Source organism: Larkinella terrae (assembly GCF_009668025.1).
GTDB lineage: Bacteria > Bacteroidota > Bacteroidia > Cytophagales > Spirosomataceae > Larkinella > Larkinella terrae.
On record NZ_WJXZ01000014.1, the window covers coordinates 1180043 to 1205836 of the forward strand.

General features: G+C 51.8%; 21 protein-coding genes and 1 pseudogene. 13 read left to right on the plus strand and 9 right to left on the minus strand.

Features of this window, described 5'->3' with window-relative positions; all coding sequences use genetic code 11:
- The first annotated feature begins 190 nt into the window (after nucleotides 1-190).
- Nucleotides 191-1069, plus strand: a complete 879-nt coding sequence (locus tag GJJ30_RS26515) for an SDR family oxidoreductase (RefSeq protein ID WP_154178181.1) — start codon at nucleotides 191-193, stop codon at nucleotides 1067-1069.
- An 88-nt stretch (nucleotides 1070-1157) separates the two neighbouring features.
- Here GJJ30_RS26515 and GJJ30_RS26520 read toward each other — a convergent pair whose 3' ends face one another.
- Together GJJ30_RS26520 and GJJ30_RS26525 are read right to left on the minus strand one after the other, a co-directional pair.
- Complete coding sequence (locus tag GJJ30_RS26520) at nucleotides 1158-2768, minus strand: carbohydrate-binding domain-containing protein (protein WP_205880620.1); 1611 nt, start codon at nucleotides 2766-2768, stop codon at nucleotides 1158-1160.
- A 212-nt stretch (nucleotides 2769-2980) separates the two neighbouring features.
- On the minus strand, nucleotides 2981-3649 hold the full coding sequence (locus tag GJJ30_RS26525) for an FAD-binding oxidoreductase (protein ID WP_154178182.1): 669 nt from the start codon (nucleotides 3647-3649) through the stop codon (nucleotides 2981-2983).
- 105 nt (nucleotides 3650-3754) lie between these two features.
- Here GJJ30_RS26525 and GJJ30_RS26530 point away from each other — a divergent pair, with 105 nt between their 5' ends.
- Nucleotides 3755-4360: a YbhB/YbcL family Raf kinase inhibitor-like protein gene (locus GJJ30_RS26530; RefSeq protein ID WP_154178183.1), complete on the plus strand. Its 606-nt coding sequence runs from the start codon at nucleotides 3755-3757 to the stop codon at nucleotides 4358-4360.
- Between the two features lie 98 nt (nucleotides 4361-4458).
- On the opposite strand, the gene GJJ30_RS26535 is transcribed toward GJJ30_RS26530, so the two are convergent.
- The 3 genes from GJJ30_RS26535 to GJJ30_RS26545 all read right to left on the minus strand — a co-directional run bounded on the left by GJJ30_RS26535 (nucleotide 4459) and on the right by GJJ30_RS26545 (nucleotide 6605).
- Nucleotides 4459-4773, minus strand: coding sequence for a nucleotidyltransferase domain-containing protein (locus GJJ30_RS26535; RefSeq protein WP_154178184.1), 315 nt, complete (start codon nucleotides 4771-4773; stop codon nucleotides 4459-4461).
- 5 nt (nucleotides 4774-4778) lie between these two features.
- A complete protein-coding gene (locus tag GJJ30_RS26540; protein WP_154178185.1) occupies nucleotides 4779-5201 on the minus strand; it encodes a nucleotidyltransferase substrate binding protein in 423 nt (140 codons plus the stop codon).
- 126 nt (nucleotides 5202-5327) lie between these two features.
- The gene (locus GJJ30_RS26545; RefSeq protein WP_229313532.1) at nucleotides 5328-6605 is read right to left on the minus strand and encodes a PQQ-dependent sugar dehydrogenase; all 1278 of its coding nucleotides are present in this window, start codon (nucleotides 6603-6605) and stop codon (nucleotides 5328-5330) included.
- 289 nt (nucleotides 6606-6894) lie between these two features.
- On the opposite strand from GJJ30_RS26545, the gene GJJ30_RS26550 reads away from it, so the two are divergent.
- The 4 genes and pseudogenes from GJJ30_RS26550 to GJJ30_RS32620 all read left to right on the plus strand — a co-directional run bounded on the left by GJJ30_RS26550 (nucleotide 6895) and on the right by GJJ30_RS32620 (nucleotide 12402).
- On the plus strand, nucleotides 6895-8655 hold the full coding sequence (locus tag GJJ30_RS26550; RefSeq protein WP_154178187.1) for a PA14 domain-containing protein: 1761 nt from the start codon (nucleotides 6895-6897) through the stop codon (nucleotides 8653-8655).
- 5 nt (nucleotides 8656-8660) lie between these two features.
- Nucleotides 8661-8998: pseudogene (locus GJJ30_RS26555) on the plus strand (tRNA-binding protein).
- Between the two features lie 11 nt (nucleotides 8999-9009).
- Nucleotides 9010-11010 (plus strand): plastocyanin/azurin family copper-binding protein, encoded by a 2001-nt coding sequence (locus GJJ30_RS26560; protein ID WP_154178188.1) that lies wholly within the window; start codon nucleotides 9010-9012, stop codon nucleotides 11008-11010.
- A 591-nt stretch (nucleotides 11011-11601) separates the two neighbouring features.
- Nucleotides 11602-12402: a sensor histidine kinase gene (locus tag GJJ30_RS32620; RefSeq protein WP_205880621.1), complete on the plus strand. Its 801-nt coding sequence runs from the start codon at nucleotides 11602-11604 to the stop codon at nucleotides 12400-12402.
- Nucleotides 12403-12516: 114 nt separating this feature from the next.
- On the opposite strand, the gene GJJ30_RS26570 is transcribed toward GJJ30_RS32620, so the two are convergent.
- Entirely contained in the window at nucleotides 12517-13161 is a 645-nt protein-coding gene (locus tag GJJ30_RS26570; RefSeq protein WP_154178190.1) for an NAD(P)-dependent oxidoreductase, read from the minus strand.
- Nucleotides 13162-13236: 75 nt separating this feature from the next.
- Nucleotides 13237-13647, minus strand: coding sequence for an Rrf2 family transcriptional regulator (locus GJJ30_RS26575; RefSeq protein WP_154178191.1), 411 nt, complete (start codon nucleotides 13645-13647; stop codon nucleotides 13237-13239).
- A gap of 137 nt (nucleotides 13648-13784) precedes the next feature.
- Here GJJ30_RS26575 and GJJ30_RS26580 point away from each other — a divergent pair, with 137 nt between their 5' ends.
- The 4 genes from GJJ30_RS26580 to GJJ30_RS26595 all read left to right on the plus strand — a co-directional run bounded on the left by GJJ30_RS26580 (nucleotide 13785) and on the right by GJJ30_RS26595 (nucleotide 16675).
- Nucleotides 13785-14306: a hypothetical protein gene (locus GJJ30_RS26580; RefSeq protein ID WP_154178192.1), complete on the plus strand. Its 522-nt coding sequence runs from the start codon at nucleotides 13785-13787 to the stop codon at nucleotides 14304-14306.
- A complete protein-coding gene (locus GJJ30_RS26585) occupies nucleotides 14303-14605 on the plus strand; it encodes a hypothetical protein (protein ID WP_154178193.1) in 303 nt (100 codons plus the stop codon). Before GJJ30_RS26580 ends, GJJ30_RS26585 begins: the two co-directional genes overlap by 4 nt.
- A gap of 21 nt (nucleotides 14606-14626) precedes the next feature.
- Nucleotides 14627-15991, plus strand: coding sequence for a M28 family metallopeptidase (locus tag GJJ30_RS26590; RefSeq protein WP_154178194.1), 1365 nt, complete (start codon nucleotides 14627-14629; stop codon nucleotides 15989-15991).
- A 216-nt stretch (nucleotides 15992-16207) separates the two neighbouring features.
- Nucleotides 16208-16675 (plus strand): lipocalin family protein, encoded by a 468-nt coding sequence (locus GJJ30_RS26595; RefSeq protein WP_154178195.1) that lies wholly within the window; start codon nucleotides 16208-16210, stop codon nucleotides 16673-16675.
- 149 nt (nucleotides 16676-16824) lie between these two features.
- Here GJJ30_RS26595 and GJJ30_RS26600 read toward each other — a convergent pair whose 3' ends face one another.
- Both GJJ30_RS26600 and GJJ30_RS26605 read right to left on the minus strand, forming a co-directional pair.
- Entirely contained in the window at nucleotides 16825-20454 is a 3630-nt protein-coding gene (locus tag GJJ30_RS26600) for an ABC transporter permease/M1 family aminopeptidase (protein WP_154178196.1), read from the minus strand.
- A gap of 85 nt (nucleotides 20455-20539) precedes the next feature.
- Entirely contained in the window at nucleotides 20540-21442 is a 903-nt protein-coding gene (locus tag GJJ30_RS26605; RefSeq protein WP_154178197.1) for an ABC transporter ATP-binding protein, read from the minus strand.
- Nucleotides 21443-21844: 402 nt separating this feature from the next.
- Here GJJ30_RS26605 and GJJ30_RS26610 point away from each other — a divergent pair, with 402 nt between their 5' ends.
- The 3 genes from GJJ30_RS26610 (at nucleotide 21845) to GJJ30_RS26620 (ending at nucleotide 25736) form a co-directional block, all read left to right on the plus strand.
- Nucleotides 21845-23023 carry a pyridoxal phosphate-dependent aminotransferase gene (locus tag GJJ30_RS26610; RefSeq protein ID WP_154178198.1) on the plus strand — a complete coding sequence of 393 codons (1179 nt, stop codon included), beginning with the start codon at nucleotides 21845-21847 and terminating at the stop codon, nucleotides 23021-23023.
- A gap of 89 nt (nucleotides 23024-23112) precedes the next feature.
- A complete protein-coding gene (locus tag GJJ30_RS26615) occupies nucleotides 23113-24675 on the plus strand; it encodes a flavin monoamine oxidase family protein (RefSeq protein ID WP_154178199.1) in 1563 nt (520 codons plus the stop codon).
- Nucleotides 24676-24743: 68 nt separating this feature from the next.
- Entirely contained in the window at nucleotides 24744-25736 is a 993-nt protein-coding gene (locus GJJ30_RS26620; RefSeq protein WP_154178200.1) for a Hint domain-containing protein, read from the plus strand.
- Nucleotides 25737-25794 lie beyond the last annotated feature (58 nt).

Consider the following 25794-nt stretch of genomic DNA (forward strand, 5'->3'; position numbering starts at 1 on the left):
GTACGGCGAAGAGGCCGCTTGTCCCAGCCGAACCCGCAATTTCGGTCTCCGATCAGAAAATCGCTCGTCGCCGGGAAAGTAATCTGTGGCGTTTCACCGCTTGCTTTTTCCGTTTCATGGTGTTGGAGGTTGGGTTCCTTGGCGGGTTCATTCAATTTTGATCCCGTAAACAACACGCATCTAATCAACCATGAAAACACTTGTGATTGGCGGTACCGGTACCGTTGGAAGTCTAATTGTTCAGGAATTGCTGCGCCACCGGCAGGATGTGCGCGTATTGGTAAAAACCGCCGAAAAGGCCGCTATACTGCCCGACGGGGTGGAAGCTGCTGTCGGCGATATGGATGAGCCAGGCACCCTGCCAAAGGCATTTGAAGGCATCGACCGCGTTTTTCTGCTCAATCGTCAGAGTCCGGCTGAAGTGGCTCAGGGAACGTATGCCGTTGCTGCGGCCAAACGGGCGGGCGTCCGTAAAATCGTCTACCAAAGTATTCACAATGTGCACACGGGCGATCATATTCCGCACTTTCATACCAAAGTAGCCATTGAAAAAGCCGTCATCTGGTCGGGACTGACCTATGCGTTTATTTGCCCCAATAATTTTTATCAGAACGATTTCTGGTTTAAAGACGGGATTGTGAACCACGGGCTTTATACCCAGCCAATCGGTAGCGCAGGGTTGAGCCGGGTCGATGTGCGGGATATTGCGGAAGCCACCGCCCGGGTGTTAATGACCGACGAATTCGACGGGCAACGGGTGGCCCTGGCGGGGCCGGATAGGTTGACCGGCGATTCGATCGCGCAAGTCCTGACGGAACAACTGGGCTATGAGGTTCGCTATGCCGGGAATGATCTGGAGGTCTGGGCGACGAATGCGAAACAGTGGCTTCCCGGCTGGATGGTCGACGACTGGGTCCATATGTACCGGTTTTTTCAAACCGAGGGATTGAAAGCCTCGTCAGAACAACTCGATTTGTTAACCCACATCCTGGGAAGAGCCCCCCGATCTTATGCCGACTTCGTTCGTGAACACGCCGGAGCGTTTAGCCGGGTTGCGGAATTGGTCTGAAAAACAGCACTATACAAAGAAACCGTATTCCGAAAAGGTTACTGCTACCCGTTCCGGAATACGGTTTCTGCATTAAGTCATTTCCGGATTATCGACCCGGACCTGAACTACCGCCGATCTGGGTAACCATGCTGCTGGCAGTGAAACTGGACGATTGCGTGCCGACGGTGTACGTTCCGGCGGTGTATAACCCGTTCAGATTGGTTCCGGTGGCGACGCTGCCGCCCGTGAAAATCTTGTAGGTCTGGCTGGTTTTCAGTTTCGGACTGGAAAACAGCATCGTGGTGTACGTCCGCGGAATCAGGAAGGTCAGGACTTCGGTGCCGCTGCCAGACTGAATGTGGAAGAGCTGGTTGGCTGTTCCTCCGCCGAGCACGACGGATGGCTGCGTGCTGACGCTGGCCGTTGGAATGCTGGTTGCCCCGCCGATGCCGACCATAATGCCGCCGGTTATTTTGAACGTATTGCGGTCGCAGTCAAAGCCTTCTTCAGGAGATCCGGCCCCAACGGAGACGATTTTTCCGCCCGTTACCGTGAGCGGGCCGTTGGAGTCGATGCCGTCGTTGGAGGTTGCGTACGAATAAATGCTGCCGCCGTTGATGTAAATGGCTTTCCCGGCGTTGATGCCGTCGTCGGCGGTTTTGATGGTGAAGTTTCCGTTGTTGATTGTCAGCGTACTTTTGCTCTCGATGCCCTCGCCTTTGCTCGAATTGATAACAAATGTGCCGCCGTTGATGGTCAGGTACGGGTCAATCGTGTTGTCGGTGTCGTACGAAGCCGTAATTCCTTTGCCGGCCACATTGATCGTGAACGTTCCGCTGTTGATTACGATATAACCTTCTTCGCACTGAATACCGTCGTCGGTCGCGGTGAAGTTGATCGTGCCGCCGTCGGCGATGAAGGCGTCGTTGGTATGAATACCGTCGGTGACCGCATTGGTCACTGTAATCGTTCCGCTGATGATCCGAATGTAGTCGTCGGACGCAATGGCGTGTTTGTAATTGCCTTTAACACTGAGCGTTCCGGTTCCGCTGAAAATCAGTTGACCTTCACTGAAGAAAGCGCCTTTCATGTCTTCGGTACCGCTGGCCGTGTATTTCGAACCGTCGGTCAGGGAGTTGGTCGTGTTGTCGGCCAGCACCACAAAAGCCCGTTTGCCCGATTGAATATTGATCGCCGGACCGTCGGCATTCGTGATGGCGACGCCGTTCAGCGTCAGTTTGAATTTCTTCTCGCTGTAGATTTTCAGAGAACCGTTGGTCGTCGTTCCCGACACCACGTAGGCCACTTCCGCCACGGTTGCGTTAATCACCACGTCGCCGTTGGTTTCGGTAACCGTTACGCCCTTGCCCGCCAGCGGATTGGAGATGCTGACGGTACTGCCAAAGGCGATGGTAACGGTGGAAGAAAAGGTGGAATTTGTGACGATATCCTCCGCATTGGCCGCTGTGCCAGTGTTGCCTTCGGCCTTGCTGGTGGTGGTCGTCGTGCTGTCGATGGAAACGGCGCTGCCGGTGGTAGTCGTTGAGCTGCCGGGCGTGGTGGTTCCGCCCGGGGTCAGATCGTCGGTTTCTTTGGAACAGGAGAAAAGCGCAGCCAGGACCAGCAATTGCATGGTAATCAGCCCGATTGCCCGGCTTTTGGTCATGATTTTCCAAAAACCGCTAAACGGCGGTGCCGCAAATTCATCGATTTTCATTATCTTCTTTTATTTGGTTATCTACTGGCAATACGCCAATAAATCTCCGGATGTTGCTGCCGGGCAAACTTTTGAGGCAAATCGGCCTAATTCGTCTGTCAATAAAGACGACAAACTGTCGAACCGGTTCAAAAGCAGGGCCGCGAAGCAGAAAATCGATTGCCGTAGGCTGAGGTGATTAGTGCGGTTTTGGAACGTTCTGATTCCGGGCTTTATTTCTCAAAAACGACCGATTGTGGATCGGCTCCGTTCCGGGTAACGATGTCGGTTAGGACCTGAATCATGGGGTCAGGGCCGCAGATGTAAAAGGGGCGCTTGAAGTCGTCTACGTGGTTTTTCAGGAAGTTTTCGTCGATGTACGCCTTCTGATGCGGTTCTTCCGGAGGGTTTTGGGTGATCACAAAAACCGCATTGTCGCCCAGCGTCGCTTTCAGTTCATCCGCATAAATAATATCCGCACTGGTTTTATTGGAAAAAAACAGTTTGTTGTTCCCGAGCCGGTTTTCAGTATGCAACTGCCGAAGGATCGCGATAAAAGGCGTAATGCCGGCGCCACCCGCAATGAAATAACCTTCGCCCTGGTATTCGATCGTTCCCCAGGGATCACCGAGAAGTAATTCGTCACCGGCGGTCAACTGCCCGATCTGGTTGGTTACCCCGTCATGGTCGGTGTACGATTTGATGGTGAATTCGAGGTAGGGGTCGGTCGCCAGAGAGGTGAAGGTAAAAGGGCGCTTTTCGTCTTTCCAATCCGGTTTATTAATGGATACATCAGTCGCCTGACCGGGTATGAACGCGTAATTTTCCGGTTTTTGGAGTCGGATACAGTGGACGTTATGCGTAACGGGCGTGATGGATAAAACGGGAGCTAAATAGTCCATAGTCTGATTTTTAAAGTGGTGGAACCCAAAAATTCAATACCAAATTGAGATTTTGGGATAGTTTGGTCTATAATTGCCAAAATATACATCAAACGGAGCCATCAAATGAAAAAAGTTACCCTCGCCTTCGCGCTTTTGATCAGCACCCTTTCAGCGGCTTTTGCCCAGCAACCGGCTCCGGCCACCACGCCAGCCGCTCCGCCGATGCGGCTGACGACCACGGCTTTTGCGGATGGCGGGATTATCCCGATCAAGTTTACGCAGGCGGCTCCGGGAGCGGCACCGGGGGGCGGAACGTCGCCGGAACTGAGTTGGACGAACGTCCCCGCCGGAACGCAGAGCTTTGTACTTCACATGCACGATGTCGACGTGGCCCGCAATAAAACCGCCGATGACAATCTCCACTGGCTGGTCTGGAACATTCCGGGAACGCTCACCAGCCTGCCCGAAGGAATCCCGGCCGGTGCCAAACTCTCCGACGGCAGTTTCCAGGTCAATGTCTTCACGCCCTCGTACCGGGGGCCGGGTGCTGCCGCTTCAGGGCCGCTGCATCATTACGTTTTTGAACTGTTTGCGCTGGATACCAAACTCGATATAATGCCCGGAGCGGATGGCGAAGGATCGGCCATTCGGGTCAAAATCTTAAAAGCAATGGAAGGTCACGTCCTGGGAAAAGCCGCGTACGTTGGTCTGTTCAAACGTCCGCAGTAGTGGAACAAGGGCGGTTTTCTACAGCATCTCTTTTGGGCAGTCTTTGAAAACCGTACAAAATACGGTTTTCGCTTCTGTCTGAACTATCAAAGCGAAGGTTATACGGACGCCGGTTTGGGCCACAGCACTTTGCCGATTCGATCAATATGATCCCGCAGGGCCGGTTCGGTGATGCGGTTATAAATCACCAGGTCGAAACGGATTGGAAGCCACAATTCGTCCAGCGCAATCGATAGATTCAGTACGTCATCTAAATTTAAACCGCTGCCTTTCAGCGCAATGTCCATGTCTGAACCGGGTCGATGCGTGCCTTTGGCTCTTGAACCGAACACAACAGCCTCTTCAATACGGCCGTTGCGGGACAATAGATCCGTAATGGCGTTCAACTGGCTCTCGTTCAATCCAAATGGCATCGGTATCACTGATTAAAAATAGAATCGGATTGACCCTGTTGCTCTTCTAAAAAACGAGCCAGCGCGTTTAATAAGGCCGCGTATTCATTCTTGATTCCAACCGCGATTTCGTCCGCTGTTTCTTCATTGTAGGTATGACTGGTTAAATTACGACTTTTATGCATCCGGACCCAGGCAAATCCATCGATGTAACCGTCCTGAAACGCCTGTTCAATGACCGGTTTTGGGCCAGCAATGTCACCATAACCTTTATCCCGCAAAAAGTCCTGTAATGTCTTCCAGGCTAATTCATACGTGTACTCAAATGCTTTGATCAACCCCTGTTCCTCCAGTTCGTTCAATTCATCTTTCCGGATGAATTTGTTGAGTTGGGTAAGTGCTTTCCTGAAGTTAACAAAACGCTGTTGCCAGCGAATTTCCTGATCCATACTCCTGAGGTTAACGACTCAAACATATAAATTTCCCGGCGGTTTTTAAACACCAAAACTGCCACGGCTCAGGGCGGATTGGCATCCGGGCCGTGGCAGTTGGCTGAAAATTAGCACCGGTTTTCGTTATTTCTTCGCCGTATACAGCACCCGCCAGACTTTGCCTTTCACCGAATCCGTGATGTAGAGCGAGCCGTCAGGACCCTGCGCCAGACCCATCGGACGATGTTTGGCGTCGCCGGGGCTGGCCAGATCGAGTTTGCCTGCATTGACGTCCGTGCCGGGCTGGCCCTGTTCGGCCACACCCGCAAAATTCTCGGCAAATACTTCATACTTGCCCGACGGTTTTCCGTCCTTGCCAAACGGCACGAAAGCCACAAAATAACCGCCCTGTTTCAACGGCGCGCGATTCCAGGAACCGTGGAAACAGATGAAAGCCCCGTTTTTGTATTTGGCCGGAAAGAGGTTTCCGGTATAAAACAGCACGTCGTTCGGCGCCCAGTGGCCGGGAAAAGCCATAATCGGCTTGTCTTTTCCCGCACAGCGGTCCTGGATTTTGCCATCACCGCCGTATTCGGGTGCCAGCATTTTTTTGTTCTGCTCGTGATCGTTGTAGCAATACGGCCAGCCAAAATCCGCCCCTTTCCGAATCATCATAAATTCTTCCGACGGCAGCTCCGCGCTGACTTCGTTGGTGAATTTTCCGCCCCAATTATTAAGGTTGTCGCGCCCGTGCTGGAGCGCGTAGAGCGAGTTTGAAGCCGTGTTCCAGTCGATGGCGACGGCGTTGCGAATGCCGGTGGCGTAGCGGGTTCCGTCGCTTTGCTTCTGGTTCAGTTTGTTGGCGTCAAATTCCCAGATGCCGCCATAATTTTCCAGAATCGGGCAGGGGTCCTGGCCTTTCGAGCCCGGTGTCCGGTCTTTTTCCTGACAGGCATTCGATGGCGCACCAAAGGTAACGTACATTTTTCCGGCGGGCGAAAACGCCAGCGGTTTCGACGCATGCTGGCGTTGCAGCGTGAGTCCCACAACAATCGGCTCCGGTTTGCTGTCGGGATCGACGAGGCCATTGTTCAGTTTGTAGCGATACACCGAGGTGTCCGACGATGCGTACAGATAGCCGTTGTAGATCGCCATCCCGGTTCCGGCGTAATTCCCGAACGCGACGGTTTTGTCGGCTTTGCCATCGCCGTTCGTGTCCTGCAATTCAACGATTCCCTTGCCGTCTTTCAGCTTGTTCAATTTCACAAAAATGGTTCCTTTGGCATCGACGGTGATGTGCCGGGCCGATCCCAGATCGTCGGCGACCGTCAGCGCCCCAAAACCGCTCATCAGTTTTAAACCGCCGTTGTCGGGGTCGGGCGCAGGAAGAACGGCGGTTCCGGACGAAAACCGGCCGGTCATGCTCGAAAAAGCCCACAGCAGAAGAACCACTGCCAGTTCGGCTACCATGTAATTTCGGGTCTTTAAAGAAGTCAACTTTTTCATTGGAGAAAGGGATTTAAGGTCTGCCGAACGAATTACTGAATTAAAAACCGGAATGAACTATTTTTGTACACGTAACCCGCCATGCCCTGAAAAGTTCGGGTTTGGTTTGGGTAAAAAAAGATGGTATTTTCCCTTTTGCAAAGTAAGCAGTCATTCGGTCAGACTTGCAACTAATTGCTTTAAACACTGAAACTTTACCTATTCGATGAATTCCATTCTACGATGGTTCGGCCGGGGAGCCGCCCTGCTTTTGCTGGCGGGTGCACTACCGGTTTGGGCCCAATCTGTTGACGAATCCCTGACGCCTTTACCCACCGATCGGGTTCCTTCACCGCCTGCCAACTGGAAACCGGCGGCCTCAATTCTGGTGAATCCCTTCAAGTCCGATGTGAAAACAAAAACCGGATCGGGCATTCTGGTCGGAACCGCCGGTCAGCCGCTAACCCTACTGACCAACGCCAGCGACGTCCGGCTGGTCATGGACGTGCTGCTTTCGCCGGGTGCGGAAGCCACCCTTTCGTTTGGTTCTACCGGCATCCGGCTGGCCGATACCTGGGGAAAACCGGACGTAAATACCGCTACTTCGGGCGCGATCGAGGGCAGCACGGCTTTGCTGCCGCTGCAAAATGCCGGCAAAGCGCCTGGCTTGTGGCAACAACTGGAAGTGCAGATTCAGGGCGGGGGCAAAGGCCCGGCCACGCTGGAAAAAATGACGCTCAACGGAACGCTGATTCAGGAAAGCCTGGTATTGCCGAAAACGACCGGCGGAACCGGCGGCACGGTCGTGCTGACTGTAAAAACCGGTACGGTGGCGATCCGGAATATTGGTTATCAGTTGATTACGGATCGACCGGTGGCGAAGCTGGCGAACATTCGCTACAAACTATACGAAAACAGAACGGAAACCACCTCCCCGGCGGAGCTGCCCAACCTGCGGCTGGTGAAGGAAGATACGGTTTCGGCCTTAACCTACGAAGTGGCATTCGGACAACCGCGCTGGCACGGCATTGTTTATACGGGCGATCTGGTGGTTGATAAAACCGGTCCGTATACCATTGCGCTGCAGCAGGGCGGTTTTGCCTCGCTCCAGGTCGACGGCAAGGAGATTATTGCGAACAAACGGCTCGATCTGGGCTATATGAACACGGCGAAAGTCAACCTGACGGCGGGAAAACATCCTTTTACGCTCTTTTTTGGCCGGTCGTGGCCCCGGCCGGGTCTGGGATTCTTTATTTCCGCGCCCGATACCAAGTTTCAGGCGTTGCACCCGCGCGCGTCGCTTCCCGAACCCGATCCTGTTGGCGAGATTGCCGTCGAAGCGGGGGCCAAACCGGCGGTGATCCGTTCGTTTGTTAATTTTGGTGCGAAAAAGAAAACGCATTGCCTTTCGGTCGGCAGCCCGTCGGGATTGAACTACACCGTCGATCTGAATCAGGGAGCGCTGTTGCAGGTCTGGCGCGGCCAATTTGCCGATGTAACCGATATGTGGTACGAGCGCGGGGAACCGCAATTGTTGAAACCGCTGGGTACCGTAGCGGTGTTGTCGGCCCAGAATCCGCTGGCGCTGATGGCCAATTCCAGCCAGTACTGGCCCGATAGTCTGTCTGATAATGATTTCAAATACAAGGGGCTGTCGATGGATAAACAGGGTTATCCGATCACACATTTTCAGCTCCGCGATCTGGACATAACCGATGCGGTTTTGCCCGATGGCGACGGCAAATCCATTACGCGCACCCTGACGGTAAAGGGACCGGATAACGAGACGCTGTATTGTCGGCTGGCGGTTGGTTCGACCCTGGAGGAAGTTGCCAAAGGGCTGTACGCCATCGACGGGAAGTATTTTGTCCGACTCGATTCGAAACTAAAACCGACGGTGCGCACCAGCTTCGGGCGGCAGGAACTGCTGATGCCGGTCGGGGTGAAAGGTGGTTCTGCGACGGTTCAATATTCACTTTTGTGGTAGTGTAAATGGAAAACCGCATTACCTGGGCCGACTTCGAAAAAGTGGAGATCCGAACCGGCACCATCATCGCCGTTGACGCTTTTCCGGAGGCCCGTAAACCGCTTACAAACTCACGATCGATTTTGGATCAAACGGCGTTAAACGCTCGTCTGCACAGTTGACCCGGCTGTATCAACCGGACGATCTCCTTGGAATGCAGGTAGTTGCCGTTGTGAACTTTCCACCCAAACAGATTGCCACATTCCAAAGCGAATGCCTGGTTCTGGGGGCAATCGGCCACGATGGTGAAGTGACTTTGCTGCAAACCGAACGTAAAACCGAAAACGGCTCCCGAATTGCCTAGTTATAAAACTCATGAAAAACAGACTCTCATTTCTCCTTTTCCCGCTCTTCCTGTCGTCACTCGCTCTGGCGCAGCGGCCTTTGACGGAAGACGATTATTACCGACTCATTACTATTCCCATGCCGGAGGCCGTTCAACTCGAAGTGGGAGGGATGGCCGTCCTGCCCGATGGTCGGCTGGGCGTTTCGACCCGCCGGGGCGAGGTTTGGCTTATCAGCAATCCGTACATGAAAGGGAGCCGTCAGCCGCAGTTCAAGCGGTTTGCATACGGCTTGCACGAACCGCTCGGATTGGCTTACCATAAAGGCGCTCTTTACGCAACCCAACGCGGTGAGCTGACGAAGATGATCGACACCGACGGCGATGATGAAGCCAACGAATACCAGTCCATTGTGAAATGGCCACTGTCCGGTAATTACCACGAATATTCGTACGGTCCGCTCTTTCTGCCCGACGGCGATATGATGATTACGCTCAATCTCGACTGGATTGGCTACGGTGCGAGTTTAGCCAAATGGCGGGGCTGGATGCTGAAAGTAAACGAAAAAGGAGAGCTGAAACCCTACGCAACGGGGTTGCGCTCGCCATCCAGTTTCCGGCAATTGCGCGATGGCAGCATTTTTTACACCGAAAACCAGGGCGACTGGGTTGGTTCGGGCCGGATGACGCACCTCGAACTGGGCGATTTTGCCGGTAACCCCGCCGGTTTGCGGTGGTCGTCGGAGCCGGGTTCGCCCATAAAACTGAAACCGGAAGATGTGCCAAGCACCGGCAAACCGATGCACGAAGTAGCCAAAACGGTTAAAGGGTTGAAAGTGCCAGCTATCTGGTTCCCGCATACCCTGATGGGAATTTCGACCTCTGATATTCTGGAAGACACCACGGCAAACCGGTTTGGCCCCTTCGACGGGCAGTTGTTTGTTGGTGATCAGGGACATAGCAAAGTGATGCGGGTTTTTCTGGAGAAAGTCGACGGTGAATACCAGGGTGCCTGCTTCCCGTTCCGTTCGGGTTTTCAGTCCGGCATTCTGCGGATGGCCTGGGGCCTCGATGGCTCCATGTTTGTCGGGCAGACAAGTCGCGGCTGGGCGGCCACCGGCAAAGATCCGTTCGGAGTGCAACGGCTGGTCTGGACGGGACAGACGCCCTTTGAAATGAAAGCGATTCGCTCGATGCCCGACGGGTTTGAAGTGGAATTTACGCTCCCCGTTGACAAGAAAACCGCCAGCGATCTGGCGTCCTACAGCCTGAACAGTTTCACCTATAAATACCACCGGATTTACGGCAGCCCCGTCGAAGATGCGCGCCCCGTGCCCATTCGGGGCGTTGTGGTTTCGGATAATGGCTTAAAAGTGCGGATTGTGGCCGATACGGTTTTGCGTGAAGGGTATGTTCACGAGGTCAAAGCCGAGGGACTGAAGTCGGCGGCTGGCCTGTCGTTGCTGCATAATACCGGTTACTACACGCTTAACCACATTGCTCCGGGTACGAAACTGACCATTGCGGCCCCCGTTAAACACAACCACGGCGACATGGCAATGGCTTCCACGAAAACGGAACCGCCGGTTTCGGGCGCAAAAGGAAAATCGGCCGCGGGAGCAAAACGGGTGACCGAGCAGCCCGCCGACTGGACCAACGGCCCCGACCAGGTTATCACGATTGGTACCGTGCCGGGTCTGAAATTTGACAAAACACAGGTGGAAGTAAAAGCCGGTAGCCGCATTCGCTGGGTGTTCAACAACAATGACGATATGCTGCACAATTGCGTGATCGTGAAGCCCGCAACGGCCAATGCGGTCGGCGATGCGGCATTGCGGCTGAACCTGAACGGCTCCAAAATGCAATACGTGCCGGTTACCCCGAACGTGTTGTTTCACACCAATCTGCTTCAGCCCGAAAGCTCTGAATCGCTTTACTTCGTGGCACCAGCGACCCCGGGGGATTATCAGTTTGTCTGCACATTTCCGGGGCATTCCTCTCTCATGCAGGGTGTTATGAAAGTCGTTAAATAACAATATAATTGTATACTTTCCTGAAAGTAGGTGATTAAACTTAGATTTTAATCACCTATTTTTATGTTTGGTTACATCGGAAACGCCTTGAAAAAAACTTTACTCCTTCCCAATTTACGAAACGTTTTTTCCTCGCTGGTTGGCAAACCGGGAGAAGCTACAGTCGAAAGCCGGATATTCAATTCTATTTGTGTGGTGGGAATAGCGGCAATGTTTTATAACATTCCGTTTAATTACTACATCGGATTGACGGAGGCCTCTGTCATTTCAATCATTCTCTGTTTCGTCTTTCTATTTCTGTATTATTTATCCCGAATCAGAAACAAATTTTATATCAGCATCACCGCTGGCGGGATTTTAATTAATATCCTGTTAGGGATTAATTATTTCTTTAACGCCGGAGTTATTGGATCTTCCCTTCTTCTATTTATCCTGATTTATTCGCTGTTATCCATTACCTCTCCCAGACGGCAGCAATTGTTCTGGTTTATGCTAAATCTGGTCGTCGTATTTAGTGTGCTGATCATTGAATATAATTATCCGGAAAGTGTTGTTGGGAATTATTCAAGCCGTTCCAATCAGATTACTGATGTGGCATCAACGTACTTGGTCGGCATTATCTTAATCTACCTGGCAGCGTATTTTTTCAGGAAAGCCTATAAGGCCGAGCAGCAGTTGGTGGAAGAAAAGTCCGTCGTGCTGGAACAGCTCAATGCGGAGAAAAACAAGTTATTTTCCATTATTTCGCATGATTTACGTTCGCCCCTGGCTTCCGTTCAGCATTACCTCCAGATTCTGGGCGAGACCGACGGGGATGATTTGCAAAAAAAGAAAATCGAGTCCGAACTGCTGTTTGTCGTGGGCAATACGCAGGAGATGCTGAATAATTTATTGGCCTGGTCAACGAGCCAGATGGTTGGCAAGAAAGCGATTCTTTCCAGCGTCAGTGTCTCCTCCATTCTTAAACCCGTTCTGGAAATTTATAAGCCACTGGCCGTTAAGAAAAGTATCCAGCTAACGCACTCAATTGATGAGTCGTTATGCGTTTTAGCCGACAGTAATATGCTGGAATTGATTGTGCGCAATCTGCTGGGAAATGCGATAAAATTTACCCCATTGGGCGGATCGATCCGCGTAGAAACCGTTCTGTTTAAAACTGATGTACAGATCGTGATAAAAGACAACGGAGACGGAATCAGCGATGAGGATAAATCGTATATTTTCTCTTTAAAATCACGATCCACGTACGGTACGGACAACGAAAAAGGGGTTGGTCTCGGCCTTTTTCTTTGCCAGGAATACGCGGAAGAGCAGAACGGAAAACTCTGGTTTGAAAGTGAACAGGGCATCGGAACCAGCTTCTACCTGTCATTGCCGATTGCGGTTTTCTGATGCGTGGGAAGAATCGCCAGCGTATTCGATGGAAATCAGATTTAAGAACGTTTTCTGAGCCGGTTTTCGTTGCCCGAATTGCCTCCGGGCAACGAAAAACTCACTCATTCAAACTCAATACCCGATTGTAAACCGCTGGCGGATGTGTTGCGGTTTTTCCAACTCGTCGAGCACGGCGACCGACAGGTCTTCGACCGACACTTTACTGACGCCATTTTCGTCAAAAACCGGTTGATTCAACCCTTTGCGGAATTCACCGGTCCGTTCGCCGGGTTCCAGCAGAATGGCCGGGCTTAAAAACGTCCAGTCCAGATCTCCCTCTTTTTGCAGAATGTTCAGGTAATCACGGGCGCTCAGGGCTCCCGCTTTCCACTCGACCGGAAACTGGGGCGTATCAACCAGTTGAAGGCCCGGCGCAGCTTCCAGACTTCCGGCCCCACCAATCACCAGCAAGCGTTTGATACCGGCTTTTTTCACGCCCTCCTGAATGGCCAGCGAACCCGCCAGGTGGTCGTTGTAAATATTGGGATTGGTCCAGCCGCCGTTGTAAGCACTCAAAACGGCATCGTGACCGGCTACCAGTTTTGCCACTTCGTCCGCGTTCAGCACATCGCCCTGGACGAGTGTCAGGTGCGGGTTTTCAACTGTTACTTTTTCCGGATTCCGGGCAATTGCCGTTACTTCATGGCCACGGAGTAAAGCTTCTTTCAGCAAGTGCGAACCTACGTATCCTGTGGCTCCAATCAGTGCAATTTTCATGGTTTTGTTTTTGTGTTTTATCGTGAAATTAATTAAAACTGTAAGTTATTTTATTACAGTTTTAGGTAAAAAAAATTAATGAAACTGGTTGCTGAACTCCGCCAGCGTCTTTTGGTTCAATTGACCGATCAGGGCTTTCTCGGCATCCTGAAAAAGAACATCGAGGTGGTTATTGATCTGGCGTCCGACCAGACAATCGGGATTCGGACTGTTGCGGGTTTGCCCGAGTAAAGCCGATTGCCGCACGGCCTGGTATACTTCCGACAGCAGGATTTTCTCCGCCGGTTTGGCCAGGCGACTTCCGCCGTTCTTTCCTTCCTTGCTGATTATCAGACCTTTTTTTCGTAAATTACTGACTTCCTTCCGGATCAAAACCGGGTTGATGTTGACACTGCCGGCCAGGAAATCTGACGGTACCCATTCGCCACCGGCTTTGGCCAGCAGCGTCAAAATATGGATGGCGATTGAAAACCGGCTGTTGTTCATTCTGTAATGTTATTTGTTACAGTACAAATCCTGTTGCTAAATAATTCCGGGTTATTGAATTTTTTTGGTAATAGGAGAATAGTTCTCCCGTTTTTCCTTATTATCGGGTAGAATACCAAAATCGTGCGTACATTCCTATGCGATCTGTTCATTTAATTCTGTTTTTTCTGAGTGTTTTGGGAACGGCTTTGGCGCAGCGCCCTGCTGATTCTACCTTTTACCGTCCCGGTCCTGCGGTTCCGGCTCATTTGAAACCAATCGAGCGGTCGTTTGGCTCGTATTATTACGGCGGAAAACGGCTGCGGTCACCGAATTCGCTGGAAATTCCGTTTAATGAATTAAATGATCCGATCGTAAACCGCCATTTTCGGACGTATCGCACATTTGTGGTGATCGGACAGGTGGTTGCCGCGGTGCCTTTGATCTACGTTCTGACCCGAAACCGGGGTACCTACACGCGTTCCGGCGAATATTGGACTGTATATTTTGGCTCCATTGGGGCTACCTTAGGGCTATCACTCATCGGTAACTCGAAAGTCCGAAAAGCCGTTACGGAATATAACCGATCTCTGGCAAACGCGCGCTTCGGGTTTTCGATACAACCGCTTCCGGGAACCACTCAAACCGCCTTTGGCGTAAGTTTAGTCCAACGATTATGAAAGAGCACGAGTCAGAAGAGGAGGCCACCAATCTGAATTTTCGGGAATTGTTTTCCGAAGACGAAACCCGTGAGTTCTACCAACCGGAACTCCTGTTGCCTACGCGCCGGATTGCCTTCTGGTCGCTCGGAGCATCGGTTTTACTGGCTGGCGCTCTGGTGGCTTCCTGGCTGAATGAACAACACCGCGCCGTTGTGCGCCCGAAGCCGATCCCGAGGTTTACCAAAAGTTCGACGCAGCGCCCGACCCGACGCAGTAAAACCGATACGACGCTGGATCTTCGTCAGCAGTCCCATTAACTTAACTCATCAACTTACCGAATGAAATTCGTTCTGTATTCGATTGCACTTCTCCTCTTTTCACTGGGTATGCAGGCCCAAACCACAGTCAATCGCGATCCGGTTATTGCCCGGATGGTCAGCGAAATATCGGCCGATAGCCTGCGGGCGCACGTCACCAGACTCGTCAGTTTCGGAACGCGGCACACCATGAGCAGCGTGGCGCCCCAGCGCGGGTTGAGCGCGGCCCGGCAGTGGGTTTTGAGCCGGTTTCAGCAGTACGCCAAACAATCGGGCGGGCGGCTGACCGCGCAAATCGACACCTGGACGCTGCAACCCGACGGCAAACGCGTCGATGTGCCGACGCAAATGGGCAACGTAATGGCGACGCTCAAAGGCACCGACCCCAACGACGACCGGATTTTTCTGGTGAGCGGCCACATCGACAGCCGCGTGACCGACGTCATGAACCGCACGGCCGATGCGCCGGGCGCCAACGACGACGGTTCGGGGACGGCCGCCGTGATTGAACTGTGCCGCGTGATGAGCAAGGTCCCGTTTCCGGCTACCATTGTTTTCGTGACGGTTTGTGGGGAGGAGCAGGGTTTGCTGGGAGCCAATCACCTGGCGCAGCGGGCCAAAGACGAAAAGTGGAACCTGGAAGCCCTGCTGAACAACGACATTATGGGTTCAAACAATAGCCCCGATACGCGAGTTACCGACAACACGCGGGTGCGGGTGTTTAGCGAGGGGTTGCCCGGCTACCAAACCGATTCACTGGCAGCCAACATCCGGCAATACGGTTTGGAGAACGACGGAAAATCCCGGCAACTGGCGCGGTATACCAAAGAAGTCGGGGAGCGGTATGTCGATCAACTGGAAGTGGTGATGGTGTACCGGAATGACCGGTTTTTGCGCGGGGGCGATCATACGCCGTTCGTGACGCGCGGTTTTCCGGCGGTGCGGATTACGGAGATGAACGAAAATTTTGCCCACCAGCACCAGGATTTGCGGACGCAGGACGGCGTGGAATATGGCGACTACGTGAAGTTCATGGACTTTGATTACCTCCGGAAAAATACCGCCATGAATCTGGCGGTGTTGGCAAATCTGGCGAAAGCCCCATCAATGCCGCAGAACGTGACGGTCGAAGCGCGGAATCTGACCAATTCCACCAGTTTGTTCTGGCAGGCGCCGAAGGCCGGGGGATCGGCCGGACGGAAAATTAAAGGGTATTATGTGCTGATGCGGGAAACGTACTGGCCGTTCTGGCAAAAGAAATTTTTTACGGACAAAGTGGGCCTGACGCTGCCGTATTCAAAAGACCATTATTTTTTTGCGGTTCAGGCCGTTAGTGAAGATGAAAACGAGAGTTTGCCGGTGATTCCGCGCCCGAGTTTGCGGTGAGAATTGGAACCCAAAACCAAGTTTGGCCGATCAGAAATTTGGGAAAAGAAAGCATTGACGCAACATTTTTGCCGTTTTGCACGTACAGTAAAAGAGAAAAATCCGGCTTTTAGGCAATAAATTTACGAGCTGAGCATTTTTTTTGTAGATTTCGTTCACAACGGTCATCTCATCCAATCACACTAAAACAGTTACCTCACAAAAACCTGACAATCTATGAAGCGTTTACTTTATTTAATTAGCGTAGTGGTGTTTGCGGCTGGCCTGAACTCATGTAACAAGAGCAGCGACCCGGCACCCGATCCGGTCGTAGGAAAATGGGAGTTAAGCCGGATTCGTTTCAGCGGCTATGCCACCCCTTACACGTCGTTGAACGGTGATGAAGCTCCTGATGCTTACGGGATTAAAAACTCGTTGACCATCAATAATGATAAGTCTTTTGCCGGAAAAAGTACCAGTAATGGTCGAATTGCGGACTATAAAGGTACCTGGGATGTAGCAAGTACCAAATTGAATCTGAAATACGACGATGGGGATAGCGAAACGCTAAACCTGGATACCAGCGGTCAACCGAATTTGTTGCTGACGGATGCGTTTTCGGCGGTCGATTCGCTACAGAATCCGACGACCAAGAAGATCGAAGCCGTACCGTTCAAGTATCAGTTTATTTACGAAAAGCAGTAACAAACCTGCGCTTTCCCGTTTTTCAAACCCCCGACGGGAGTTGGGGGTTTCTTTTTAGAGTTATTTCGCAGAGTTCAGCAGAGAAAAAAGGAGTTGAGCGGAGTTTATATTTTCTCCGCTTACCTCCGCGAAATAACCCTTTTTAAATCTCACTCTACCGGTTTTACATTGTCATCCGACACCCGGTCGATCAGCTTGTTGTACGGATCGATGCCCGCCTTGGCCGGTTTGCCTTTCACAACGAATTCGAGCGTGTGCGTACCCGGCGCTAACCACTGCTTTTTGAGGTAAAGTGGCACTTTTTCGGTCATGCCTTTCTTGTTTTTAGCATCGGCCGCAAAAATCCCGATTTCGATCAGGTCCTTCGCCTTGCCCACGCCGGTTTCCTTCCCCGCCTTGTCGTAATACAGTTTCTTGGTCTGCACCGTCATCTTCACTTTGTACTGGTCGTTTTTTAACGGTTCGGCTTTGGCCTCCGTAATGCGGTTTTCGTAAAGCGTAATTTTCTCGAAATTGTCGGTCAGGAAATACTGTAACGAATCCGGCGTGGCCGATTTGATGTAGCTGTACCAGTCGCGGCTGGTCGTAAACGGCGCTTTTTGCTGGAACGCGTCGCGCTGAATGTACGCTTTGAAAGCCCGATTGAGCCGTTCTTCACCGATGTAATCCTGCAGGGCAAACAACACGACCGAGCCTTTATCGTACCAGACATACGCCCGCGTGTCGTTGTCGAGGAGCGTTTCCTCGAATTTGTCTTCCGACGAGCGCCCGCGCAAATACCGGTCGAGGCTGTACTTGAGCCGTGATTGCATGATGTTGTCGCCATAAGTCTTTTTCAACACCATCAACGACGAATACTCCGCCATCGACTCCGAAATCTGGTTGGCCCCGCGCGTGTTGCTCGGCATCACCTGGTGGCCCCACCACTGGTGCGCGACTTCGTGAGCGGTTACGTAATAGGCATAATCAGTTTTGTCGGGATCGCGGAAATCGCCCACCCAGCCGAAACTTTCGGCGTACGGCACGGTATTTGGGAACGACTGCGCAAAGCTGGCGTATCGCGGGAACTCCATGATCCGCATCTGCCGGAATTGGTACGGACTGAAATTGGCGTTGTAATAATCCATTGACGCCTTCACGGAGTTGACGTACCGGTCGATGTTCCGTCCGTGCGTCGGGTGGTGATAGACTTCAATGTTGACGGTTTTGCCGTCGGGCGCTTTCCAGACGTCGCGTTTAACAGCATACCGCGCCGAACTGACGTTCATGAAATAGGCGATGGGGGCGTCCATTTTGTACTGGTAATACTTGCGGCCGTTGGCGGTCCATTCCTTTTGCAGGTAACCCGGCATAATGGCAATCTGGTCCGGCGCGGTGCTAACGGTGCCTTCAAATGTAATCCAGTCGCCATCCTGCGTAAACAGAAAATTGCTCCGGCCCCAGGCGTCGGTGTAGGGCGGTTGCTGGTATTGCTTGATGGGTAAACCGAATTTTTTGCGGTATTTATCGCTCGTCAGTTCGCCATTGGGATTGTAGCCAAAAGACGGGAAAATGCCGGTGTCGAAAAACGTGCCGTTATACACCAGCTCCCGGTTCAAACCGCCGTTGGTGAAACCCTTCGGTTGGGCGACAATGGTGATTTCCAGGCGGGCCGTGTCGCCGGGCTGGAGGGTGCGGGGCAGTTTGTAAATGTAATACCGGAAAACCGTGTCCTTGAGCAGAATTTGCGGGTTCTGGCCATCGATCAGCAGCTTTTGGGTTTTGGGGTGATTGTATTCCGGCGAGCTGAACAGCAGATGGAGCGAATCCAGCGGGCGGGCGGTTTTGTTGACCAGCGTGTAACGGCCGTTGGCGGTCACTTTTCGTTCTTCCGGCACAATGTCAATCGTGACTTTGAGGTCCGTAATTTTCGGATGCGCAACCCGCTCGTAGCGGCTGTATTTTTTTTCGTAATCGGCCTGTAACTCCCGGGTTTCGTCGGCGGTAAGGTACTTGTTCAGCACACTGACGTTGTAGTAAATATATGCTCCCGACCCGACCCAGATGAGCAGAAAAACCGCTAAGGCCGTGGCTGATGGTTTGTTGAATCGCCGTTTCGCCAGCCGCCAGCGGGTTTTCAGGTCGCTTTCGCTGCCCCGGTTCCAGAACAGATTGCCGACGACAAGCAGCGCAAAGCCGAACGCCAGCCAGTAGAGGTTGAACCAGAACAGCGGTTTCAGGAAATGGCCAAAACCGTTCATGTCCGAAATCCGGTAGCCGGGCGTGTAACTGTAGAAAAACAGGTTATAATCGAGTTCGGCGAAGTTCCGCAGGGCCACCATCACCACCCAGACTCCAACCGTAATGATGTGTCCCGTAAACTTGCTGTTTACCATGATGTGGACGAAAAACGCCAGCATCAGCAGTTGGAGGTACTCCGGAAACTCGATCAGGTACAGATCCGTGAAGTATTGCCCGAAGTCGTATTCAAAATACCCTTTGACGGTTTGGTTTAATACCCCGCTGACAATCACCAGATTAACCAATAAAAAACAGATCACGGCCAGCGCCAGAAACTTCGATCCGTAGGTGACCCAGTTCGGAATTGGCAACGCATCGGAAATATTGTCGAAATGCACGGCTTTGTCGCGGTGAACGCTCTCGCCGGTATAGAAAATGATCAGAATAAAGACGAACAGAATGTAATCGAAATCTTTGACTTCAATCATGTAATAGGTCGTCGGCAGCGAGCGGGTGCCCATAATCTGGTCGGCAAACCAGCCATCCAGAAACAGAAACAACACGCCCCCCATCAGAATCACCAGAAAATATACGTCTTTGATGATGTTGCCGAACTCCAGTTTCGTCAGCCGGAACAGGTGGCCGAAATAGGCGCCACTGGTGTAGATTTTCTCGGCCACAGGCAGGGTCGTGAGCGGTTTTGTATTTGTAACGACGGCTTCGGCTTTCGACTTTTTACCCAACTTAACAGCCAGAAATCGCTGAAAATCAAACCGAAACAGCGTGAAAAGCAAGGTTGCCAAACCGATGCCGCCCCACAAAAGCCGGTTCAGCAATACGTTGCCTTCCAGCGCGGCATGGAGTTCGTTCTGCTCGGCGGGTGTCCAATATTTGGTCGCGTTGGTAAAGGTGTTGAGCGCAAATGGATCGAGCAGATCGACGATGTCCTTGTTTTCCAGGTCCGACGCCAGCGTGATGCCGAGTAAATAACCAATGAACAGCAGCAAACTCCCGGCATACGTCACAAACACATTGCGCGTTAACGCAACCAGACTGAAAAACAGGCTTCCGGTGAAGAAAACCGTCGGAATGACAAACACCAGCATCGGCTGCACGTAATCCCACAGCCGGATGGGACCGTAGCGTTCGACGTTGTCGGCCAGATTCAAAACCGGTCCCAGCAGCGATCCGAGCGCAATACCGAAGCAGGTGCAACCCATGATCCCGATCAGGATGATGAACGAACCCAGGTACCGACCGAGCAGATAGCCGCGTTCGCTGATGGGGTAGGAGAAGAAATAGGCGCGGGTATTGTGTTCAATGTCGCGGTAAACCGGTACGCCCATGACTGCCGAACTCAGCATCGTGGCAAAAATACTCGTCAGTATCAGCAGGTAGGAAATGGCGTACGGCGAGTTGACATTCGCCTTTTCGGAAGCCGGTCCGTTGCCGTAAATCAGAATGAGAAAGGTGTACAGAAACAGCAGAAAACCATAGAGATAGGTAGCCGGACGTTTCAGGCGGTAAGCCAGTTCAAAACGGAATATCTTGGTAAACATGAGGAAGGTAGGAGTTAAGAGTTATGGGTTAAGAGTTGTTGGCTGACGCATTCAGTCGGGGTAGACAGAGCATAACTCGTCACTCTTAACTCATAACTCTTAACTCTTGATGGCTCGTGATTTTGGAGAAGTAGACGTCTTCCAGGTCGGCTTCGACGGGGTCAAAACCGAGTTGGGGGCTGTCGCTGTAAATATGAATCTGGGTTTTTCCGCCTTTGAGCTGTGTCGAAATTACCTGATGGTTGGCGCGGTAGGTGTCCAGTTCCGCTTTTTCGATGATTTTGCGCCAGATTTTTCCCTGAATACTCGCCACCAGATCGGCGGGATGCCCCTGCGCGATGACGTTTCCGAGGCTAATGATGGCCATATCGGAGCAGAGGTTGGTAACGTCTTCGACGATGTGCGTAGAGAGAATTACGACGGTATTTTCGCCGATTTCCGAGAGCAGGTTGTGAAACCGGTTGCGCTCGGCGGGGTCCAGACCGGCGGTGGGTTCATCGACAATAATTAGGCTGGGGCTGCCGATCAGCGCCTGGGCGATGCCAAACCGCTGTTTCATCCCGCCCGAAAACGTGCCCAAATTCTTCTTTTTGACGTGCGCCAGATTGACTTTTTCGAGCAGGGCTTCCACGATCAGTTTTCGCTCGCGGCTGTTGTTGATTCCTTTCAGGCTGGCAATATGGTCGAGCATGGTTTCGGCCGAGACCTTCGGATAAACGCCGAATTCCTGCGGTAAATAACCCAAGACGCGCCGAATGGAGTCTTTCTGGCGAATTACGTCGATGGTGCCCAGGGGTGTATCTTCGAGCAGTATCTGGCCGCTGTCGGCTTCCTGCAGGGTCGCGATGGTGCGCATCAGCGACGATTTTCCCGCGCCATTCGGTCCCAGCAGGCCAAACATCCCTTGCGGAATGGTCAGGCTCACATCTTGCAGCGCTTTTACACCGTTGGAATACGTTTTATTCAGACCGGTAATCGTAAGATTCATAAGAGGATGGGTTATGTTAAGTAGCAGAATCGGGTACGGTGGATGCCCATTTTGAGTAAGAAGTAAGTATATCAAATATTCGGCATTTTTCAATCCGGAGGGTGAAATCTTTCTACGCATCTGATAAGGTGAAATTACGCGTTTCAAAAAGCAAATTTGAAAAAAGGGCAAGTTGTAATTTGAACCTGCTTAATTAAAATAAATGATAATTTTGTTCGAACTACTTTGGATTTAAAGTAACTTTTTGAAATAATCTCCAAAAAAATATAAATCTGCATTTATTATTAATTCATTTTAGAAATTTTGTTTATTTTTGAAATAACGAAATTGCATTTGGTGTTATTCGGAAATAATAAAATCTCATCGTAGTTTAGTACAAAAAATTACGAAACCTACGAAATCATGGACCTTCCCATCTCTCGCCGAAACTGGTTACGCACGGGTGCGTTATTTACCGCTGGATTTGTCCTGAACAAGTCTTCTTTCGCGATCAATCCGGCAGCGGCAAATGCGCTGCACGAACAAACACTCACCAACGAATTTGCCAGTCTGGGCCGGGAAATGCCGAAGCTGAAAGCCCGGATTGCCTTCAATGAAAACCCGCACGGTATTTCGAAAAAAGCCAAAGAAGCGCTTATTCAGGCGGCTGAAGTCAGTAACCGGTATGCGATGTTCGAAGGGCAGGAACTGAAACAGTTGATTGCGGCTAAGGAAGGGGTCAAACCCGAAAACGTGATGCTTTCGGCCGGGTCGTCGGAATTACTGACGGCGATGGCGGTTTATTACGCCGGAAGCGCGGCCAAGGGCAGTGGCGGTACCATTCTGACCAGCCAGTTTACATACGATGACTTTCTGGGTTGTGCTAAAAAATTCGGTGCTAAAATCGAAGCCCTGCCATTAACGAAGGAATACCGCTATGACCTGGCGGCTATGAAGGCAAAAGTTACTGCGGATACCAAACTGGTCTATATTTGTAACCCCAACAATCCAACCGGAACCGTCGTGCCGGTGGCCGATCTCGTGGCTTTCTGCAAGGAAGTATCGCCGAAAGTACCGGTTTTCATCGACGAAGCCTACATTGATTTTCTGAAGCCCGAAGAGCGGCCAGCCCTGCCGAAACTCGTGGCTGAAGGCTACAACCTGTTCCTGACCCGCACCTTTTCCAAGATACACGGTTTTGCCGGTTTACGACTGGGCTACGCTATCGCTCCCGAAAAATTCCTGCCCGAACTGCAGAACTATTCCCGGGGCGAGTGGAACCCCAGTGTGACCACCCTCAAAGCCGGAATTGCCAGTTATCAGGACGAAGAATGGCAGAATTTCTGCCGCACGGAAAACGAAAAAGCCCGCGAACTACTCTATAAAGGCCTGAAAGAGAAAGGATACGAATACGTTCCGTCGTTTGCCAACTTCGTGTTGTTTCCGATTCGGATGAAAACGAAACAATTCGAAAAGGAAATGTTCGGCAACGGCATCCTCACCTCCACTCGCGAATACAACGCCCAGCCCTACTGCCGCGTCAGCGTCGGCACCGTAGACGAAATGGGCCTTTTTATGGATGTGTTTAAGAAGATTGCTTAATTAAAAATGAACAATGAATAATGAACAATAAATGGCAAAAGTGCTGATAAACAATTGTTTATTGTTCATTATTCATTGTTAATTAAACTATGACCCGACGGAATTTTATTGAATCAACCGGAGCAAGTTACGCAACCTTACTGGCCTGGGGACTGTTAAAACCGGCTCCCGCCGAAGCGTTCGATCTGCCGTCCAACGGACTCAAAGACGGAAAAGCCCGAAAAGTCGTGATTCTGGGAGCGGGGCTGGCGGGGATGACCACCGCCTACGAATTAGGCAAGCTGGGGTACGACTGCACCGTTCTCGAAGCCCGTAGCCGCTCCGGTGGCCGGGTCTGGACGGTTCGGGGCGGAACGAAGGAAACCGAAATCGGTGGACCGGAGCAGGTTTGTAAATTCGCTGACGGCCAGTATTTTAACGGCGGAGCTGCCCGGATTCCGCACAATCATCAACTGACGTTACACTACTGCCGCGAGCTGGGGGTTCCGCTCGAGATTTTCAACGGCTCCAACGAGTCGGCCTGGCTCTACAACGATGGCGGAACGGGTTCGCTGGCCAACAAACGCATGCGCGTCCGGGAATACCACAGCGACATGCGCGGTTACACCAGTGAGTTGCTGGCGAAAGCGCTCGATCAATCGTCGCTCGACCAGCAATTGACGAAAGAAGACGTCGAAAAACTGGTGGATTTTCTGAAGAACGAAGGCGATCTGAATACGGGCAAGCTCTACAAAGGTACCAACCGCCGGGGGTATAAAACGATGCCTGGCGCCGGGCCTGTTCCCGGTGATCTGGTCGATCCATTTGGTTTGACGGAATATTTACGTTCCGGTTACATGCAGCCGGTTTTTTACAACAACGGCGATTACACGTTCGAGCAACACTCGACGCTGCTGCAGCCGGTGGGCGGGATGGATGCCATTCCGAAGGCATTGGAGAAAAAACTGCTCGGAAAGATTCAGTTCAACGCACCGGTGAAGGAACTGCGGAAAACCGAAAACGGCGTTCGGGTGGTGTACCAGAAAGATGGAAAACCGGTTGAAATCAGTGCGGAATTCTGCGTGTGTACCCTTCCGTTACCGGTTTTAAAAAAAATTGACTCGGACTTGTCGCCGATGGTGAAACGTTCGGCGGATTTTATTCCATACATGAAAACCGGCAAAATCGGCCTGCAATTCAAACGGCGGTTTTGGGAGGAAGACGACGCGATTTACGGCGGAATTTCCCGTACCAACATGGATATCAACCAGATCTGGTATCCGTCGTTCGGGCTGATGGGCAGGAAAGGCGTGCTGATCGGGTATTACAATTTCTACAGCCGGGCCGAAGCCGTAGGCGAACTGTCGCTTCCGGCACGCGAAAAAATGGCGCTGGAACAGGGCTATAAAATTCACCCGCAATACCCGCAGGAATTTGAGAACTCGTTTTCGCTAGCCTGGCAGAAAATTCCGTATAACGAAGGCGGCTGGGCGGTTTACGACGATGCCGTCCGTCGGAAATTCTACCCCGCGCTGCTCGAACCGGATGGAAACATTTACTTTGCCGGAGAGCATACTACTTACCTGACGGCTTGGATGGCCGGAGCGTTTACGTCCGCCCGTCGGGTGGTCGATGCGCTGCATGCGCGGGTTGGAGAATACACGAAAAAGTGATATTGTCGTCTCTATCTAAACTATCGAATACTGAATAACGAATATTGAATTTCGAATAAATCTCTACTATGAAAACTAACTTACTTCGTCAATTTCTGGTCATCTGTTGCGTAGCGATTTTACAACTGGTTTCTCAACGCGTTTGGGCGCAAACCGCCAGCATGTCGCTGGATCAGTTGAAAGCCATTAAAGCCGTCAAAATTGGCAACCTGGAAAAGGATACCTATTTCAAATCCGGCGATTTTATTCTGGACCGCTACGAAGAACGCCCGGCTTACGTCTTCAATTACAGCGACGGGGTTCCCCGGAAAATCTATTTGTACAAAATTTTCACGGCGGCCGATACCAAGGAATTGGGTTTGCTGGCGATTTATGAAAATGGAAAAACGAAAGAAACCAAACCGTTCGTTATTCCGGGTGCCAGCGCTGACCGCAAAGCCTGGGATGCGTATATCGATGATCTAAAGTATGTTGGCGAAAAAGAAGCCGGGCTGATGTCGGCGCTTGGATTTGTACTCTCCCGCGAAATGGCGTTGCTGATGGGCGGTGGAACGAAGGAAGAAGGTGGTGAGAAGAAAAAGGAAGAATACAATTTCTGTTTCCCCGCCAACGCGGTGGTAACTTTGGCCGATCGGCAGACGAAAACCATCGATCAGGTAAAAACCGGCGACGAAGTGATGGCGTACGATGCGAAAACCCGCCTGCTGGTCCCGGCGAAAGTGCAGGAAATCAGCATTCACCAAAAACCGGATCTGGCGATCGCGGGCGTCTGGATCACCCCGGTTCAGGAAGTTTCCGCCAGTCGTTCTGCTTCCCTGACCAAACCGGTTTTGCTGGAAGCCACGGCGAACCACCCCGTCCAAACCGCCACCGGCGCGAAAAAAGTCGGTGATTTACAAAGTGGCGATGTGTTGTACCGCTTCGACGGCGCAACCCGCTCGGTAGCCGCCTGGAAAGTCGCTCGCATTGAGTCCAATCTCCGGACGGTCGAGAAAGTATACAATCTCGTCACCGACCGCGGCAGTTATTTGGTAAACGACGTCGTTGTGCTGGATAAATAAGTTTACGGTATACAGTTTACGGTATTCGGTGGCTGACGCATTGAATTCATTTATCCCG

Coding starts and splice junctions, on each gene's coding strand:
- GJJ30_RS26520 (WP_205880620.1), bottom strand. CDS start 2,768: ATGAAAATCGATGAATTTGCGGCACCGCCGTTTAGCGGTTTTTGGAAA.
- GJJ30_RS26585 (WP_154178193.1), top strand. CDS start 14,303: ATGAAAGAGCACGAGTCAGAAGAGGAGGCCACCAATCTGAATTTTCGG.
- GJJ30_RS26525 (WP_154178182.1), bottom strand. CDS start 3,649: ATGGACTATTTAGCTCCCGTTTTATCCATCACGCCCGTTACGCATAAC.
- GJJ30_RS26540 (WP_154178185.1), bottom strand. CDS start 5,201: ATGGATCAGGAAATTCGCTGGCAACAGCGTTTTGTTAACTTCAGGAAA.
- GJJ30_RS26590 (WP_154178194.1), top strand. CDS start 14,627: ATGAAATTCGTTCTGTATTCGATTGCACTTCTCCTCTTTTCACTGGGT.
- GJJ30_RS26515 (WP_154178181.1), top strand. CDS start 191: ATGAAAACACTTGTGATTGGCGGTACCGGTACCGTTGGAAGTCTAATT.
- GJJ30_RS26575 (WP_154178191.1), bottom strand. CDS start 13,647: ATGAACAACAGCCGGTTTTCAATCGCCATCCATATTTTGACGCTGCTG.
- GJJ30_RS26595 (WP_154178195.1), top strand. CDS start 16,208: ATGAAGCGTTTACTTTATTTAATTAGCGTAGTGGTGTTTGCGGCTGGC.
- GJJ30_RS26550 (WP_154178187.1), top strand. CDS start 6,895: ATGAATTCCATTCTACGATGGTTCGGCCGGGGAGCCGCCCTGCTTTTG.
- GJJ30_RS26580 (WP_154178192.1), top strand. CDS start 13,785: ATGCGATCTGTTCATTTAATTCTGTTTTTTCTGAGTGTTTTGGGAACG.
- GJJ30_RS26620 (WP_154178200.1), top strand. CDS start 24,744: ATGAAAACTAACTTACTTCGTCAATTTCTGGTCATCTGTTGCGTAGCG.
- GJJ30_RS26530 (WP_154178183.1), top strand. CDS start 3,755: ATGAAAAAAGTTACCCTCGCCTTCGCGCTTTTGATCAGCACCCTTTCA.
- GJJ30_RS26545 (WP_229313532.1), bottom strand. CDS start 6,605: ATGACCGGCCGGTTTTCGTCCGGAACCGCCGTTCTTCCTGCGCCCGAC.
- GJJ30_RS26570 (WP_154178190.1), bottom strand. CDS start 13,161: ATGAAAATTGCACTGATTGGAGCCACAGGATACGTAGGTTCGCACTTG.
- GJJ30_RS26610 (WP_154178198.1), top strand. CDS start 21,845: ATGGACCTTCCCATCTCTCGCCGAAACTGGTTACGCACGGGTGCGTTA.
- GJJ30_RS26560 (WP_154178188.1), top strand. CDS start 9,010: ATGAAAAACAGACTCTCATTTCTCCTTTTCCCGCTCTTCCTGTCGTCA.
- GJJ30_RS26600 (WP_154178196.1), bottom strand. CDS start 20,454: ATGTTTACCAAGATATTCCGTTTTGAACTGGCTTACCGCCTGAAACGT.
- GJJ30_RS26605 (WP_154178197.1), bottom strand. CDS start 21,442: ATGAATCTTACGATTACCGGTCTGAATAAAACGTATTCCAACGGTGTA.
- GJJ30_RS26535 (WP_154178184.1), bottom strand. CDS start 4,773: ATGCCATTTGGATTGAACGAGAGCCAGTTGAACGCCATTACGGATCTA.
- GJJ30_RS26615 (WP_154178199.1), top strand. CDS start 23,113: ATGACCCGACGGAATTTTATTGAATCAACCGGAGCAAGTTACGCAACC.